Origin of the sequence: Streptomyces sp. NPDC059008 (assembly GCF_042749045.1) — a bacterium.
In the GTDB taxonomy this organism is placed as follows: Bacteria; Actinomycetota; Actinomycetes; order Streptomycetales; family Streptomycetaceae; genus Streptomyces.
The window spans coordinates 418630-435564 of the sequence record NZ_JBHYJC010000003.1 but is presented as its reverse complement, the minus strand read 5'-3'; the positions used below and the strand labels follow the sequence as shown (position 1 = coordinate 435564).

8 protein-coding genes, 1 pseudogene and 1 riboswitch are annotated in these 16935 nt (G+C 70.5%); of the genes and pseudogenes, 3 read left to right on the top strand and 6 right to left on the bottom strand.

The genetic code is table 11. From position 1 onward, the window contains the following. Positions 1–242: 242 nt before the first annotated feature. Positions 243–351, bottom strand: a riboswitch (SAM riboswitch). Positions 352–671: 320 nt separating this feature from the next. Next, positions 672–2513, top strand: coding sequence for a PIG-L family deacetylase (locus ACFWZH_RS07305; RefSeq protein ID WP_384426603.1), 1842 nt, complete (start codon positions 672–674; stop codon positions 2511–2513). 234 nt (positions 2514–2747) lie between these two features. Further along, positions 2748–4007, top strand: coding sequence for a pyridoxal phosphate-dependent aminotransferase (locus ACFWZH_RS07300; protein ID WP_384426601.1), 1260 nt, complete (start codon positions 2748–2750; stop codon positions 4005–4007). Positions 4008–4138: 131 nt separating this feature from the next. Here ACFWZH_RS07300 and ACFWZH_RS07295 read toward each other — a convergent pair whose 3' ends face one another. Next, on the bottom strand, positions 4139–4498 hold the full coding sequence (locus ACFWZH_RS07295; RefSeq protein WP_384426599.1) for a hypothetical protein: 360 nt from the start codon (positions 4496–4498) through the stop codon (positions 4139–4141). Positions 4499–4987: 489 nt separating this feature from the next. On the opposite strand from ACFWZH_RS07295, the gene ACFWZH_RS07290 reads away from it, so the two are divergent. Continuing rightward, on the top strand, positions 4988–6574 hold the full coding sequence (locus ACFWZH_RS07290; protein WP_384426597.1) for an alpha/beta hydrolase: 1587 nt from the start codon (positions 4988–4990) through the stop codon (positions 6572–6574). Positions 6575–6602: 28 nt separating this feature from the next. Here ACFWZH_RS07290 and ACFWZH_RS07285 read toward each other — a convergent pair whose 3' ends face one another. The 5 genes and pseudogenes from ACFWZH_RS07285 to ACFWZH_RS07265 all read right to left on the bottom strand — a co-directional run bounded on the left by ACFWZH_RS07285 (position 6603) and on the right by ACFWZH_RS07265 (position 16857). After that, positions 6603–9269 carry an NACHT domain-containing protein gene (locus ACFWZH_RS07285; protein WP_384426595.1) on the bottom strand — a complete coding sequence of 889 codons (2667 nt, stop codon included), beginning with the start codon at positions 9267–9269 and terminating at the stop codon, positions 6603–6605. A gap of 205 nt (positions 9270–9474) precedes the next feature. Beyond that, positions 9475–10616, bottom strand: a pseudogene (locus tag ACFWZH_RS07280) (PP2C family protein-serine/threonine phosphatase). Between the two features lie 265 nt (positions 10617–10881). Beyond that, positions 10882–11553, bottom strand: a complete 672-nt coding sequence (locus tag ACFWZH_RS07275; protein ID WP_384426593.1) for a hypothetical protein — start codon at positions 11551–11553, stop codon at positions 10882–10884. A 773-nt stretch (positions 11554–12326) separates the two neighbouring features. Next, complete coding sequence (locus ACFWZH_RS07270; RefSeq protein WP_384426591.1) at positions 12327–16013, bottom strand: hypothetical protein; 3687 nt, start codon at positions 16011–16013, stop codon at positions 12327–12329. Beyond that, positions 16003–16857 (bottom strand): DUF4132 domain-containing protein, encoded by an 855-nt coding sequence (locus ACFWZH_RS07265; RefSeq protein WP_384426589.1) that lies wholly within the window; start codon positions 16855–16857, stop codon positions 16003–16005. The genes ACFWZH_RS07270 and ACFWZH_RS07265 overlap by 11 nt, the downstream gene beginning before the upstream one ends. Between the last annotated feature and the right edge of the window lie 78 nt (positions 16858–16935).

Sequence of the window (16935 nt, the reverse complement as noted above, 5' to 3'; positions counted from 1 at the left end):
GCTGGGAAGGAAAGGCGCACACCGCGACAGCGGTGGGCATCAGAGACGCCGAGAACCGTCAGCCGTCAGTCTTGGCGGAAGGCACGGCAGGTGCAGCTCAGCTGCCGGTACACAGCGCGCTGCTGACGCGGAGCAGATCGACCGAACGGTTCGCGCACAGCAGCAGGCAGCCACGGCGCCGCCATGCGGCCGTCCCGAAAGCTGCGTACATCCCGTCACCATCACTCTTCCGGCCCGTGTGGGCCTCGCGCTTACCGAAAGTCTTCCGGTCCGGTCGTCACCTGGGGCACCCCACCGCGGTGCGAGGGTTGCCGGTCAGCAAGCCAGGGCTTGTCGCTGACACTCATGACCGATCTACGGCGTAAGTTAGACAGACCTCGGACATGATTGTCAAAGCCTGCCCGACCTGTGGGACGACAAAACCGAGTCGGGAGAGACCTGGCGAGATGTGGCGGCATACGCGGATGCCATGTCACACACATGTCATGTCACGCCCCGTCAGGCAGGTTCACCCGCCCCCCGTTGCCGAAGCAGTGGCTCGGCTCGCCCCTGTTTGGGCGAAGCGAGGAGACCGATTCCTGCCGTTCGGGGCAAGCTGCCCATACCGCTGATCATCGCTGCGCACGTCACACGTCCTGCCATCGTGCGTCTCCAAAGAGAAGGACGGGCTCTTGACGGGATCGAAGCCTCGATGTGCCCTGCCGGCCGCCCTCTGCACGCTCGGCCTGGTCGGTGGTGCGCTCACCGTGACCGCGTGCGCGACCCGGACCGAGCCGGAGACACGGACCTCTTCCACGAAGGTGGATCCGGCGCACACCGATGTGCTGTTCATCGGAGCCCATCCGGATGACGAGTTCCAGTCCCTGGCCACGTTCGGGCAGTGGGGGGAGAGTCCGGGGCTGAGCACCGGCGTGGTGACCATCACCCGGGGCGAGGGCGGCGGGAACGCCTCCGGCGACCAGGAGGGCGCCGATCTCGGCATGATCCGTGAGGACGAGGAACGCAAGGCCGTCGGGCGGGCCGATATCCGCAATGTCTTCTACCTCGACAAGCCGGACTTCTGGTACACACTGTCCGCCCCTTTGACGACCACCGTCTGGAACCGAGCACCGCAGACGCCGAGGGACACCCTCTCGCGGCTGGTCCGGCTGATCCGGGCGACCACCCCGCACAAAGTGGTGACCATGGACCCGCGCCCGTTCAATCAGCACGGCAGCCACCAGGAGGCCGGTCGCCTCGCCGTCGAGGCGTTCCGTCTCGCCGGCGATCGGCGCGCGTTCCCCGAGCAGATCGAGAAGGAGAAGTACGAGGTGTGGAATCCGTCCCAACTGCTGGCCCAGAGCTGGGGCTTCAAAGGGCCGGTGGGTTCGACGTGCGCCAAAGCGAAGTCCACGGATCCGCACACCGGACTGCCCGTCGTAGGTGTGTGGACCGGCACCCCGTCCACCAAGCACCCGGGGAAGACATGGGCCCAGATCGAACGGGACGCGGCCCGCGACTACGTCACCCAGGGATTCGGCTCACTGCCGCACACGGTCGAGACCGAGCCGGACCGGCTGCCCTGCGAATGGTTCACCGTCCTGGCCGACCGCGACAATCCACCGACACCGGCGGTGCGCGAGCAGTCCGGGCTGCGCCCGCTGTACGCGGGTTTCCGCGACTGGGCGCGGCGTATGCACATGCCGTGGCTGGCCAATGACGCCCAGCCCTCCTACCCCGCCCATTCCTCCACCGACATTCCCGAAGTCGCCAAGGCCCCCGTCGTGGACGGGGTGGCCGGCCCGGACGAATACCCCGGTCCGAAGCTGGAGTTGACGCACTGGGAGGGAAAGGAGTGCAAGGGCGAAAGGGACTGCGCGGCCGCCGCCGAATTCTCCCGTCACGGTGGCGACCTCTACGCCGTCGTCCATGTCACGGACGACATCAAGGGCTACGCGCTGGACGCCGCCGGCGACTGCAAACGCCACTGGCGCACCGACGCCGTCGAGATCGACCTCGACCCCCAGGGCCGCTCCGACGACACCTCGACCACCTTCAAGGCCGGCGTCCTCCCCTTCACCAAGGGCGGCAAGGGCCCCTGCGCCGAACGCGACGGGGACAACCGCCAGGGGCCGGCGAACCACAACGCCCCCGGCATGGCCGTCGCCTCCGTCGACACCGACCCGTACAAGGGCTACTCGGTCGAAGCGAAGATCCCGCTCGCCGATCTGCCCGCCCCGGTCGACCCTGAACGCCTCACCGCCAACGTGCTCCTCTACGACTCCGACACCCAGGACAAGACCGGCAAGACCCGCCTGGCCTGGTCCCCCTACGGCAGCGCCCAGGCCGACCCCTACGTGTGGCGCACCCTGCGTCTGCCCGGATACGTCCCGCCGCCCGGCCCGACACGCCCCGCCGAGATCCCCCAGGACGCGGCACAGAGCGCGAAGTCCAAGGCCTCCGTCGAGCAGGCCCGCCGCACCGGTGTCCCCCTCGCGGGCGGCCCCCGCAACCCACCGAGCCCGACCCCCTGAGGCTTCCTCCGGCAGCGTCGCGTTGATCTGCCCGGGTGACTTCGCCGGAGGCGCCGTTTCCCGCTCGTACGGCGCGGATACCCGACCAAGGCGGACATTCCGGGCCGCAGGGGGTACCCGCTGGAACTGGAAGGGAACACGGCCATCACCGCCACCGACGACGCCACAGAGAACACTGCCGCCGCCATCCTGTACGGGATCACCGACCCCGAAGAGCGACTTGCCCTCCACCATGTGTCGCTGCCGGCACCGGTACTGAATCTGGCCGTCGCCGAGAACGTCCTCCTCTACGACTCGCTGAAGGAGGACGTCTTCAAGAACCCGGAGATCGGACCGGAGGACATCCGCTACAAGAGGTCGTACGGGACGGACGAACTGCGGCAGCACATCGCGCGACTGCTCAAGCAGACCATGTCACCGATCGTCGAGGCCGACGACATCTACGCCACCGCGGGAGTCTCCGGAGCACTGGAGTGCCTGGCCTTCGCCCTCGAACAAGGCGAGGTGCTCGAACCGGGCGACCAGGTACTGCTGCCCGCCCCCTCCTGGCAGGGCTTCAAGTGGTGCTTCGAGCAACGGCCCGGCCTCCGGTGCGTGTTCGCCCCACTGCCCGTGACGGGCGCCCACGCCTTCCAGCTGACGCTGAAGGCGCTCCAGGACGCGTACGACCACGCAGACCCCCGCCCCAAGCTGCTCGTCCTGACCAACCCCAACAACCCGCTGGGGGCCAACTACAGCAAGGAGCTGCTGGAGAGCATCTACACCTGGGCGCTGACGAAGACCGACATGCACATCATCTCGGACGAGATGTACGCGCACAGCCAGGTCGCCGAGGCCAAGCCCGGCTTCCACAGCGCGTTCTCCCTCGGCCTCTACCCCCAGCACCAGGACCGGGTCCACGTCGTCTGGGGCCTGGCCAAGGACTTCGGCCTCTCGGGCTTCCGGGCGGGCTTCGTCCTCTCCCGCTCCGCATACGTCCGCAAGGCGATGCGGGGCGGCAAGGGGCTGAAGGAGATGTCCTGGTTCAGCCCACTGGACTCGCTGAAGAACGTGGTCGTGGGAAAGCTGTTCCGTAGGGGTGCGGACAAGGGGCCCTGGTACCCGGAGCAGTTGATGCGCAGCGTGTACCCGGAGCGGCTGACCGCCAGTTACGAGGCGGTGAAGAAGGCGCTGAGCAAGGCGGGCGTCCCCTTCCTGAGCAACAACACCGACAACGCGGCCCAGTTCTTCTTCCTGGACCTCCAGAAGTATCTCGGCAAGGTTCCGGCGGTGGCGGGCGGCGACGTGTGGTTGCCGGTGTTCCCGGAGATCGACGGCCGGGAGGAGAAGCTGCGTGCGTACCTGGAGAAGGAGGCGCAGGTGCAGCTGCTGCCGGGACAGACGCTGTTCTGCCCCTCCCCCGGATACTTCCGGCTGTGCTTCACCGCGTACGGCCAGGACAAGGTCGTGCAGGCGGTGGACCGGATCGGCGCAGCGCTGAAGAAGCTCGGCTGAGCAGGGGCGGAAGGCACCGACGCGGTCCACGGAGGGCGTGCCGCGGCGCGAGGTGACCGCGAGCCGCGGCTCGGTGCCGCACCCGTCCCGCCGATCCGTTCCCGCCGTGGACCGCGGTGCCGGCGGAGGCTTCAGCAGGTGACGACCTTGCCGTAGGAGCCCCTCCCCCAGTGCCAGGTCCAGGCCTCGCCGTGCTGGTAGGTCAGACACCGCGAGTCGGGCCCCCAGTCGATGACCACCTTCAGGTGCATGGCCCGGCCGCAGTCGTTCCCCACCGTCACCTTCTTCTCGTGCTTGATGACGTCCCGCCGGACGCAGGCCGGGGCGGTGCCCAGGATGCCCGCGCCCTCCGCGGCCTCGGCGGTGGCGCGGTCGCCGGGGCCCACCTGTGCGGGCGCGGCCACCGCGGGCCCGGCCGGCAGGGCGAGCCCACCGCCGAGCGCCGCCGTGGCGGCGGCCAGTGCGAGACGCTTACGGAGCGCGTTCCTCATGACGCGGAAGTCCCTTCCTCTGGTGCTCTGGCGTTCCCTGACGTGAGGGAGGGCGGCGGGCCACGCCACCCGAGCTACGCCGTCGAGCGTGCGAGTCGGACCACCGCGAGGGCCATCCCCACCGCAGAACTGCCGCAATCCTGGGACGCCCCACCCGCTGACCAGCGCGAACAGCACCAGCCGGGACGCCGTCGTGGGACGCCGCGCGGGACCGGCCGCTCACCCCGGGCCGCCGTGCCCCGCCCCCATGGCCCCCAGCTCGTCACCAATGGGTCCTCGATCGCCACTCACCGTGGGCCCGCCGACGACAACCGCGCCACCGCCACCGCCACCCGGCCTTCGCCGCCGCCGGACACCGCCCCCGCGATGGCGATACGCGATTGCCCGACCGCGCTGCGTATATCCACCGCCGCGACTGTGACGGAGCCGATAGCGGGCTGGTCTCGCCTGGGCGCATGCTTCCCAGGGGGAGCGACGAGAGCGAGAACGGTGATTCCCATTCCCCGCAAGTCCATACCCCTGACCGCCGGTGCGGCACTGGCAGCCGCCACGCTGGTGGTGACGGTCTGCGGTGCCGGCGGCGCCGCCGCGTCCCAGCCCGACGACGTCAAGGGCATGAACACGTCCGTCCCGGCGCTGCCCGCGCACTTCACGCAGCAGAAGGTCCACTGGGCGGCCTGCGGCGCGGACGTCACCCCCGACGCGGTGCCCGGCGCGCAGTGCGGCTGGGTGAAGGTCCCCGTCGACTACGCCGCCCCGAACGGGGAGACCGTCAAGCTGCGGGTGTCGCGGGTTCCGGCCAAGGACCACGGTCGTCGGCTGGGGTCGCTGCTCTTCAACCCCGGCGGGCCCGGCGCGGGCGGTGCGTCCGACGTGGCCAACGGCAACTGGCAGGCCGGCGGACAGGCTCGCGCCCGCTACGACCTGGTCGGCTTCGACCCACGAGGCATAGCCGGTTCCGGGCAGATCAAGTGTCCCGACGGCGTGGCGCAGGGGCCCGAGAACCCGCCGCGCACCGTAGCGGAGGCAGAGAAGACGTTCGCCGACGCGACCAGGCGTGCCCAGGCCTGCCGGAAGGCGAGCGGCGCCGTCCTCGGGCACATGGACAGCGTGAGTGTCGCACGCGACCTGGATGTCCTGCGTACGGTCCTGGGGGACGCCAAGCTGAACTACACCGGCGTCTCCTACGGCACCTTCATCGGGCAGCAGTACATGAAGCTGTTCCCCGGCAAGGTGGGCCGGATGGTGCTCGACGGCGTCGTCAACCCCGCCGCCGACATGCGGCAGGTGGCCCGGCTCGACGTCAAGACCGCCGATGACGCGATGCGGCGGTACGCCCAGCACCTCGTCGCCCGCGGGGACGACCGTCTGGGAGCCACGACCGCGGAGATTCTGCGCAGGCTCACCGACCTCGGCAGGAAACTGGAGCGGAAGCCGCTGCGAGGGACCGACGGACAGGAGTTCACCGACACCACCTTGTCCGCGTATCTGGCGACGGCCGTGACGACCGAGGAGAGCTGGAAGGGCCTGACCAAGGCGCTGGTGGCCGCTCTGAACGGGGACGGGACCGCCTTCGAACGCCTCGAGGACGAGATGTCCGGCGAGAGCGGTGACCAGGAGCTGACACCGCAGGAGGAGCAGGCCGAGGAGAACGAGTCCTCGAGCATGCCGGCGGTGCTGTGTCTGGACTCCCCGTCCGCGCCGAAGTCCCCGAAGGAGATGCTCGACACCGCCGACGCGTTCGCCAGGCAGTCGCCGCTCTTCGGGCGCTACTACGCCTGGCAGATGATCGACTGCGCGACATGGCCGATCGCCCCCACCGGTGCGGTCGAGCCGATCAAGGCCTCCGGAGCGGCACCGGTGCTGCTGGTGTCGTACACCGACGATCCACTCACTCCGCTGACGAACGCGCGGTCGGTGCACCGGCAGTTGGACAACAGCTCACTGCTCGTACGCAAGGGCCAGGGGCACGGGGCGTACGCCTCGGAGGATCCGTCCACGTGCACCGACCGAACCGTCGACACCTACCTCGTCGAGGGAAGGCTGCCGAACAGGGCCGCTGACTGCCCGCGCTGACGTGTGGCTGCGGGCCGGCTGCCTCGGGCTACCACCCCAAGGTCTCGGCTTCGCCCTTCTCCGCGATGACGATTTCCACGGGGTCCGGGATGGTGCGGGCGTCGAGCGGGTGAGGGGGCTTCGGGAGCACCAGCGTGTGGAGGAGCGGGAAGCGGCCGAGCCAGTTCATGCCGTGGAACACGGAGGTGTAGCCCTCGCGCAGCCACAGGTGCGTCAGCCGCTCCGCGGGAATCTGCGACGCAAGGTCGCTCGGGTGGTGTGTGCCGAGAATCTGGATGCGGGCACGGCCACCCATCGCACGCAGGGCACAGAGATGTTCGGTACTCGCGGCGGTGAAGTAGAGCCCGCCGTCCTCCGGAAGGTGGGAGATGATCTCCTCGGCATAGGTCGAGCAGTCGAACCGGTGCCATGACCAGGCCAGTTGGCGGCGAACCGCCAGCGACGGGTGCGTCCGGAACCGGGCCAGATAGGCGATGGCGGCATTGGAGGCCAGCCGGGTGGCGGTGATGACGCATGCCTCGGCCTGGTCCTCGTCGAGGTGCTCCGGGCCGGGCAACATCGATACCACGTTCGGCCCACCGTACTCGGCCAGGCGGCGGGCCGCCGTGAGGTTGCTCGGCGGCAGAAAGTCACGTGTCAGCGACAGGATGGACTCCTGGAGCACGGAATCCACCTCGGGGGCGTGATCCAGGCACGAGCGCGCGAGGAGGACGCGGCGCAGGGGGAGCCTGCGCCGCCCGTTCTTGTCCGAGGGAGGGGACATCCGTGCCCGGTGGAACCTGAGCTGCGGCCGGCCCGGACTCGTCGCGTCGTGAGGCTGCTCGTCGGTGAGTACGGGGACGAGACCGCGCAGAATGCGTGCCCGTTCATCCGGTCGGCCGTGGGCCACGGCCATGCGGATGACGTCTTCCCACTGGGAGTTCTCGGCGTTGTCCTGAAGCCACGGGAAGTCGCGGGCCTCGACGATGGCCTTGGCCGCCAGGTAGTCCTGGAAGGTGCGGTGAACGAAGTCCACCGTGTCGGTCGTGGGCTGCCGCAGCACTCCGCTGCGGTCCAGCAGATAGCGCAGGACCGTCTCCGCGTCGGCCTCGATGTGCGTCATCGACGGAAGTTGCTCGGCGAGGACAGCGTGCGCATCGTCCCGGTCCATCTCCGACCGGTCGTTGCGGACCATCCAGTGGGCGATGCGTTGCAGCAGCGCGATCTGGGGTTCCTTCCCGATCCGCAGATCGCCCTTCTGGTGCATACCGCGTTCGAGGTCGCGGCGCTCCAACAACATGGCCAGGGCGGCGTCGTAGAGTTCCTTGCGGTCCTCGGGCAGGAAGCCACGACGTTCGCGGTGCAGGGCGCACAGCAGTCCGCACATCAGTGGGTTGACGGCAAGATGCCCGAGATCGGGCTTGGTGCGAACGGCCGTCAGCAGGGCTTCTCCGGGCTCCTCCCCGGCCCTCGCTGCGGCGTGCCATCGGCGGATGAACGCGGCGATGTCCTCCTCCGACATGGGCATGAGGGACAGCTCCGCGAAGGTGTCGGCCTGAAGCCAGTCGTCCTGGACCGCGGAGGGCCGCGTCGTCACCAGCCACAGGTTCTTCGGGAAGGCGGCGATGAGCCGGTGCAGCCATTGCCGCGCGATCTCCCGCATGTCGTGGGGGACTTCGTCCACCCCGTCGACGAGCAGGAGCCCGCGGCCGGCCGTGAGCACGCGTTCGGCCCAGCCCTCGGGCTCGGTGAGGGGAAATCCGACCGCGGACAGGAACTCCGACGGTCGCGGAAGCGTCTGGCGGGCGATGGTCCTCAGCGGCAGCACGAACGGCACCCGTCCGCGCAACGCCCCCAGCTCGTCCGGCAAGTCGCCACGGGCGGTGGACACGGCCAGCCACTGAAGGAGCGTCGTCTTGCCGGAGCCCGCCAGGCCGCGCAGCAGCGCCCGGTCCCGCCCGGCCAGGATGCGCTCGGTGGGAATGGGGACCGCCGGGCCCTGCCTGGTCTCGGCCTCCAAGGAGATGTACGCGGCGTCGAGCTGCCATTCGCGTGCGTGGCCCAGGTCCAGCCCATAGATCGTCAACTCGCTGTGCCGACGGATCAGTTGCTCCGCGTAACGCGCCTCGAACGCCACGTCCTGGGCGTTGACACTGGGGACGCGATCCAGCAGTGCCGACATGTCGGCCTGCATACGCCCCTGCCGCCGTGTCTGTTCCACCAGCGTGCGCGCCACGAACGTGGAGCGCTGGGTGAAGAAGTGCAGAATGTGTCGGCATGCCACACGCAGGACGGCGTCGTGCAGGGCCACGGCGCTCTCCGACAGGAACAGAAACGTATTCGCCGGCACGACCTCCGTCAGCCGCTGCGCGAGCCTCTCCTCTCCCAGCTCGACGGCCTGTACGTCGTCCATGTCGAGATCGCCGAGCGCGTGAAGGGTGAGGGCCAGTGCGTGAGCGGTGGCGGCCTCCTCGTGTGCGGCCAGTCGATCGCTTGCGGGCAGCGGCTCGACCACCCGCCGTAGCAGTTCCGCCGCCAGCTTGTGCAGTTCCTGCTCACTGAGGCTCTTCTTCTCGCCACGGAACGACAGCCACCCCGAAATCCGTAAAGGGCGCTCCACGAGCCCCGCTCCGGCCCCCTCCGCGACGAGCAGCTTCCGCACCAGCGGCTTGAGTGCGGCCGAGCCCAGCCGCGCCCCGATGACCGACAGATCCATCCTGGCCTTCCCCTCCCGCGCGTCGCCATGGCGCGCCAGCCCTGCGGATCGAGTATGTCGGATCCTTCCTCAGCGGGTTTCCTTCGTGGCACCCGCCAGCATGGGCGTTGCGGGCGGCTCCGCCCTCGAAGCCGATGTGCTGCCCTGGTTGTTCGACGGCGGGAAGGGGTTTCTCCTCCCTCCAGAGCGGACGTTCCGTATCGCTTCAGGCTCCTGCGGCCGGGAGGCGTTCGACGGCGACCATGGCCGCGTCGTCGCCCAGGCATCCGCCGGAGTGAGCCATCAGATCGCGGCAGAGGAATCGGAGGAGGGCCTGGGGACGGTCGCCGTCGCCCTTGTCCGACCAGGCGGTGATCCGTTCGGTCAGGGGGTAGAACGCGCCGGACGTGTCGCGCGCTTCGATGACACCGTCGGTGTACAGCAGGACGACGTCACCGTCCTCGAAGGGGAAGGACTCGACGGCGAATTCGGACCGGACGAATTCGGTGAGCCCCAGAGGAAGCGCGGGCCGGCTCACTTCCAGCGGCGTGACCCGGCCGTCCCTCAGCAGCAGCGGCGGGGGTGTCCGCAGTTGACCAGGTGCAGCGCCGACTCGGCGTCAGGAACGTCCAGGACCGCCGCGGTGATGAACGTCTCGCCCTGGTCGGCGCGCTCGTCCTGGGGACCACCGGGGTCCGTCAGGTCGGAGGAGGCCGCTCCGTCGAGGTGCTCGACCAGGGCCGGTAGCTCCGCCTGCCGATGGGCGGCACCGCGAAAGGCGCCGAGGACGAGGGCGGCGTCCCCGATGGCCTCCAGCCCTTTTCCCCGTACGTCTCCGATGATGATGATCCGCGTACCGCGGACGGTGCGGGCGACGGCATAGAGATCGCCGCCGATCTGCGCCTCGGCCTCGGCTGCGAGGTAGACCGAGGCGATGCGCAGCGGGCCGATCCGCTCTGGCGGCGGCCGCAGCAGCACCTCCTGGGTCGCCTTCGCCACCGTCCTGAGCCGCGTCAGTTCCCGCTCGTGCCGCTCTCGGCGATACGCGATGAAGGTCACGAACGCCGAGATCAGGATCAGGGCGGTGATCTGGAGGGAGTGGTTGAGGTCCGTCAGGCTGGTGCGCACGGCGGCGACCACCGCCTGGGCCAGTACGGCCATCACGCCGACGAAGGCCGTCATCCGCGGGCCGGCGAACGACGCCGTGATGGCGGGGGCCGCGACCAGGAAGGGACCGAGGTGGACATCGGGCGGAGCCAGGATGTCGGCCACCGTGACGACCAGGATGAGCAGCAGCGGCACCGCCACCAGCGCATGGCTCGTCCACCACGGCCGGCGATCAGCCCCACTCGGTCGCCGAAGGTCCATGGCTCCTGGATACACCAGGCGGAACCCCGCCTTGCTGACGCCATGCCAGCCGCTGCCCCCTCACGGGGACTTGTGCCGTCCTCCTTCCGGCGTCGGACGAAGCGCCGTCATGCCCCGGCCCGCTCTGTTGATCGTGTGAGTCCGTCCTCTGATCGTGTGAGTCCGTCCTCGCCGTCTCCGTTGGTCACTGCTGATGGTGACGTCGCGGGGGCAGCGGTCGCCTCGAAACCGCTGGTTCGACAGCGGCCACTCGCCACGTCGACGATCAGCCTGCCGGCCCCAGCAGGTCTGTCAGGTGGCGCCGGGTGTAGACGTAGGCCTCCTGAGCATCGAGTGTCCCCACATCCACGGTCAGAACGTGCCACGGGGTCTGCGCGAGGAGGCGACAGGTCAGGTTCGCCTCGAAGCGGAGGTGAACGGCCGCCGACGAGAGGTCATGGACAGCCTGGGTGCCCGGTGAGCCGGCGAGTCTCCGCACGTACCAGTCTTCCCATGCGTCCCCTTCTCGCTCGACGGCGCGTCGCAGTGCCGTCTCCGGGTCGTCGTGGACGTACACCACGACGACCCGGGCCGGCTCCACGGCCCGGACCTGCTCTCCCATGATCTGGACGAGATCGCTCTCGTCGTGGCCCCAAGCCACGAGGGACGGAATGAAGGGCAGGAGGGCATCGGTCACCAAGTAGTCCCTGCCTGCCGCGAGTGACTCCGCGACGTAGGCGCGAGTGGACTCGACGAGGGTCTCGGGCCGGACGCCGGCAGCCCCGCCGGCGAACTCCTCGGCCACAGGCCGGAAGGCCGGCCGGGTGAGAATATCGGCTTCCTCGAAGTGGTCGACCGACGCGCCGGTGCCGGTCAGCCACTCGGCCACAGCACGGCACAGGGTGGACTTGCCGACACCAGGGCTGCTCCCGATGACGGAGATGAGGTGAGCGGTCATGGCGGCAGTCTCACACCGCTGCGATGCCGTTCGTGTGGAGAGGCGACGGCAACCGGCCACGGCTGACCTGGGCCCGCGTGAGCTGGTACGTCCCGCCGGCCCTGATGGAATCGCTGACCGCGGGTGCCTCGGTGAACTTCGAACCCCCCGGTCGTCATATCCGCGCCCCTGCTCGCGGAACTGCTGGCCGTGGCGCGGGACCTCCGGGCACAGGACCAGCACCTGCTCGACGAGCGGTTGACGCTCCTTCTCCTGCGGGTTTCGCCGACCAGGCGCACTTCCACAAGCACTGCGTCGCGGCCTACGCCACCACCCCGGGCCGCCACCATCCCGGGCCGCTACCGCCGTGGGCATCGGCCCGGAGAGACGAGTACCACGGCCGTCAAAATCTGACACGATCCATGGGCTGCCGGCCGCCACGGTGGTAGCCATGTCCAGCTGATGCGCCGGGCCGGCGTCGACGACGAGGCCGCTCTTGAACGGGTCCTCGCCACCGGATGCGCCCGCTTCAACCTCGGCCGCAGCGCCCTCACCGGCCTCCGCTGGTGCGCCGCGGCGATCGCCCGGCACGGCGAGCGGATCGGCGTCAGCCTGCCCGTCCACCCGAGCGACCGCGGCCCTCGCGTGGGCCTGCGTGGCCACCAGCGCGTAGCGGGAAGCTCGCCGCGGCCCCGCTCCCTCCGGCCGTCACCGGGTCGAGAGCCCGTCGCTGCCCAGCCGCGGCAGAGCACCACGTACAGCCCCCGTGTCAACAGCGCTCACGCCAGCCGCCTTCAGGCACCCACACCCACCTCCTTCCATGCCTGTGCCAGTCGGTCGGCCGTCGCGACCTGGTCCCACAGGTCGGCGGGGTCGTCGGGCATGGCCCTGTCGTAGAGCTCCAGCCTGGCGACCGCGCGTATGCGCAGCAGCCGGTCGCGACCGGTCTGGGCCTCCGTCACCTTCAGGCCCAGGGCCTTGCGGACTGTCGTGGGGAGGAAGTCGTGGCCTTCGTCTTCGATATGCGGCAGACCGGCCAGCAGGAGGGCGGCCGCGCCGCGGTCAAGGCCGGTGGCGTCGGCGAGCCGGTCTGCCACGTCGGGCTCGAAGGGAACCGGGCCACTGCGCTCCGCCTCGTCCACCAGACGCTGGAGCCGCTCGGGCGTGGCCCAGCCGTCGGGCACCGGACGGATGTCGACGACACCGTCGGGGTGCGGCACGGTCCCCCGTTGCAGGAACACGCAGAGGTCCTCGTCGGCGACGCCGAGGGAGCGGGCCCAGGAGCCGTTGCGGACGGCGCTGTGCAGCGGCAGTAGTCTGCCGTTCTCCCCGGACACCGCGTCCGGCTCCTCACCCGTCAACAACCCACGCTGCAGGCCGGGTTCGGCAAGGGGCGAGGCGGCCCAGAATCCGAGCAGCCGCAGGAGGGCCCGGCTGTGCGCGGGGCTGGTGACGGCGCTGACCGCGCGCACCGCGAGACCACCGATCCGGCCGGGAAGCTCGGTCCAGTCGACCGCGCTCGGGCGCTCCCGCCATTGTTCCCTGGCGCTCTCGCCGCCGATCGTGCCGGAGAGGAACGCCGCGGAGACTTCGACCTGCGCCACACCGCCCTCGTCCCCCGTGGTGTATCTGCTGAGCAGCCCCTCCAGCGCCCCGCCCAGGTCCCGTTCCCGCACCTTGAGCCGCGGGTACTCGACCCGCTTCAGGCTGCGCAGTAGCACGGTACGGGACCGGGCCGTCTCGGCGGCCTCCTGGACGCACCCGACGACGCCCCGTACGAGCAGCGGATGACCGATCTCGGGCAGCAACTTTCCGACGGCGGTCCGCAGCGCCTCTTCGGAGGTGGCCGCGGCCTTCACCAGACGCCGCACCGTGGCCTCGGAGATCTCCCGCAGCGCCGTCGACCCGGCGGGATCGCGGGGCTTGAGGAAGTGCCAGAAGGCGGCCGGCGGCATGAGCCGCGTCCCGGCGGCCACCGGGGACGGATCGTGGCGTGTGTAACCGTGGTTCGTCCGTTCCGCCGCCCAGTACCGCTCGCCGGTGTCGGCGTCGCGGGCCACCACCGGGTCGTACCGTCGGATCCCGCCGCTGAGCACCAGCGGCCGCTCGGCCCCCGGGATGTCGAGCAGCCCCCACACCTCGGTGACGCCGGACCCGTCGAACGCGCCCTGGACGCCGTCGATGCGGTGATAGCGGACCTGCCCCGTGGCCCCGTCCTCGGCGACCCGCAGCCCCACGTGCGTGCCGTCGCTGCCCAGCGGCGACCCCGTGACGCCGTACGGCAGCGGCGCCAGCCACGAGGAGTCGAAGCGCCAGCGCTCGTCCTTGCCGAGCAGCGACGGGGCGAAGAACTCCGGCAGGTCGCCGTCGGTCAGCTCACCTGTCTCCAGGTCGACGCGGTGCACCTGCGAGTCCAGCCCGTCGGTGGCGTGCCACCAGAAGTCCCGGCCGTCGTGGAACATCTGGCCGTTCGGGCCGAGCCGCTTCTCGTGGGGGCCGAGCACCTTGTGGCCCATGAACCGCCGTCCGCTCGGCGCCATGAAGGTGTAGCCGAGCTGCTCCCGCTCGTAATACAGCGACTCCCACATCTTGGGCCGTACGGAGAAGAGCTCGTCCGGTGCGTCCGACCAGTAGTGCGTCTGGCGGCCGTTGACGAGGTGGCAGACCAGGAACTGTCCGTCGGAGAAGAAGACCTTGACGTCGTAGTGGAACTTGTTGGCTCCGGGCGGCACCCGCAGCCGGTGTTCGGCGATGCGGCCGCCGGGCCCTACCGCGAGGGCCTTCGTACGGTCGTGCACCACCAGGACGGGCCAGCTCGCCCGGCACCAGCTGTCGCCCTTGAGCTCGGCGGCGGCCTCGTCCAAGGCGGCCCAGCCCAGCTCGTCGAGGATCCCCGCACGGAGCGTGCGGGTCAGCGGCGTCACCATGTCGAGTCCCGCGATCCGGGCGGACAGGTCCGGCAGCTCTTTGAGCATGTCCGCGCGGATGTTCTCGTCCAGCCAGCGCAGCGCCGTCTTCGCGCCTTCCAGCCCGCCCGACCGCGCCTGCTCGATCCGTGCGCCGACGGTCGCGCCCAGAAGAGGCCGCAGGGTTTTCGTCCCCCACAGGGAGCGGAACTCGCCTCCGTGGGTGGGCACGGACCGGGCCAGCACCGGCCCGAATCGGGGGTCGTCGAGGAGGGCCCGCAGATCGACTCGGGCGGGCCCTTGCCAGTTGGTCAGCGAGGTCTTCGGGCCGGGGTCCGCCACGGGGACCCCCAGCGCCAGGCAGCGGCTCAGGGCGACGGCGTCGATGCTGTGGTACTCATCCGGCTCGCCGGCGTCGAACCGCACGGGCATCCCCGCGTCCCGGATGCGGTCCGCCAGCACCGGCATCAGCCGGAGCAGCTCTTCGGGGGCGGCGGCACGGTGGTCGCCGTACCGTCCGAGCATCGCGGACAGCCACTCCCCCGCGTCACCGGCCAGCTCGTCCAGCGCGCCGGTCTCCTCCAGCAGACCGCACCACCACGCGTCCATCCCCGAGCGCGGCACCCCGGGCAGCCGCCACAGCAACCGCCGCTTCAGCACGACGGAACCGGCGACCACGGGCACCAGCAGCTTGCGCTGCGCCGTCCAGAACCCGTCCGCCACCCGCCACAAGGCCGGGGCGTCCACCAGGCCCTCCAGCAGCAGCCGGTGCTCGGTGACGACGTCGCGCCCCGCGGCCTTGGCGAGCTTGGCGATCTGCTTGAGCATCTCGGGCCAGGGCACGAGCCCGCCCGTCGTCCGCCGTACGGCCAGCTCCCACAGCTCGCGGTACGCCTCGACAGGGTCGCAACGTCGACTCAGCTCGGCGACATACGCCTTGATGTCCTTGGCCGACAGCGCCCCGGCCAGCGCGAACTCCAAGAACACCGCGCGCCGCCGGGCCGGGGCGGCGACGGCACCCGTGGCGTGCCGGTCCGCCGTCCGTGCCCGGCCGAACATCATCGCGGCCTGTTTGTCCCGCCCGGCGGCGAGGAAGATCCGGGCGACCTCTTCCCAGTACACGGGAAGGTGGTCATCGGGCAGCGTCGCGGCGATCTCCTGGAACCTCTCCAGCGCGGGCCCCGGCCTGGGGGCGGCCAGCCGCCCGGCCCGCGCCATCTCCACCCCCGCGGCCAGCGCGACCTCGGCGTTCGTGAGGTCGTGCACCAGCGCCCACGCCGGGTAGTGCGGCTCCGGGCGCTTGCCCGAGACCACCGGGTCCCCCGCCTCCGGGGTGGAGAAGCCGAGGTCGGCCAGCAGCCGGTCCTCGACGGGCGCCATTGCATGCCCCGTCAGTCGGACCACGGGCCGCGTGCCGAGATGGGGATGGGCGTAGCGCCGGGCGGTGATCGGCTCTCCGCCCGGCGCCCCTACGGGCGCCAGCCCCGCCGCCAGGGCCGCGTCCAGCGTCCCGGCCGCATCGGACATGGGCGCTGCGCCGCCCCCGCTGCTCGTCACGTGTTCTTCACTCGTCATCGTTCTTCGCTCCCCCGTAGATCAGTTCCGCCATCCGCAACCCCTCGGACCAGGCGATCGGCCCCAACGTGCCCACGGCTACCGGGCGTTCGTCCTCATCGACCCATAGGAGCCGCCCGGCCTCCTCGGTCGCCCCGGAGCCGGTCTCCCCCACCCAGCAGCGCGCCTCCGTCCGTACGAGCCGCTCGGCGATCTCGGCGACCGCGAAGCCGCCCCGGACCGCGAAGCCGTGTTCAAGGGCATTCGCCCTGGCGCGCCACTGCGCCGTGAAGGGCTCGCCCTCATAGGCCTCGATACCGGTCGCCTGCGGATCCGTCCCCTCCGGCCGCCGGTGCACCCGTCGGTCCAGCTGCGCCGACTCCTGTGTGACCCCGCGCGCCTCCAGGAGCCTGCGCCACGGCCCGAGATCGCCGAGCAGGACGGGATGCAGCAGCGTGACGAGCGTCCCGGCCGGCGGCTCGTACGGGGCGCCGTCCTCCTCCCGTAGGGACACCCGCCCGTCCTCGGTCACGTCCACCAGCAGTCCTGTGCGCCCGTCGGCGTCCACCACCAGATGCTCCAGGCAGGTCCGCCACCCCGGATCCGGCCATATCCGGGCAAGCAGCCCGCCCGGCACCGGCACCCCGCTCAGCAGCCACGACTCCACCGTGTCCCGGCACTCCTTCTCATGCCGCACCAGCCGGTCCCTCAGCGCGGCGAACCGCTCACCGACCGGGCCGGCCAGAACGCCCTTCGGTATGGATCTCAGGTCCCGTCCATCCGTCCTGCGGCACCTCAGGGTCGTTCCGTCCAGCGCCAGTTCATAACCGCGCGAGGCGGACACCCACACAAGCGGAGTCGTCATGCCGTCGACTATGACAGGACCCACTGACAACGACCTCAGCGCCTGATGCCAGGGCAACTACCGTGGCTGTGGTACCCG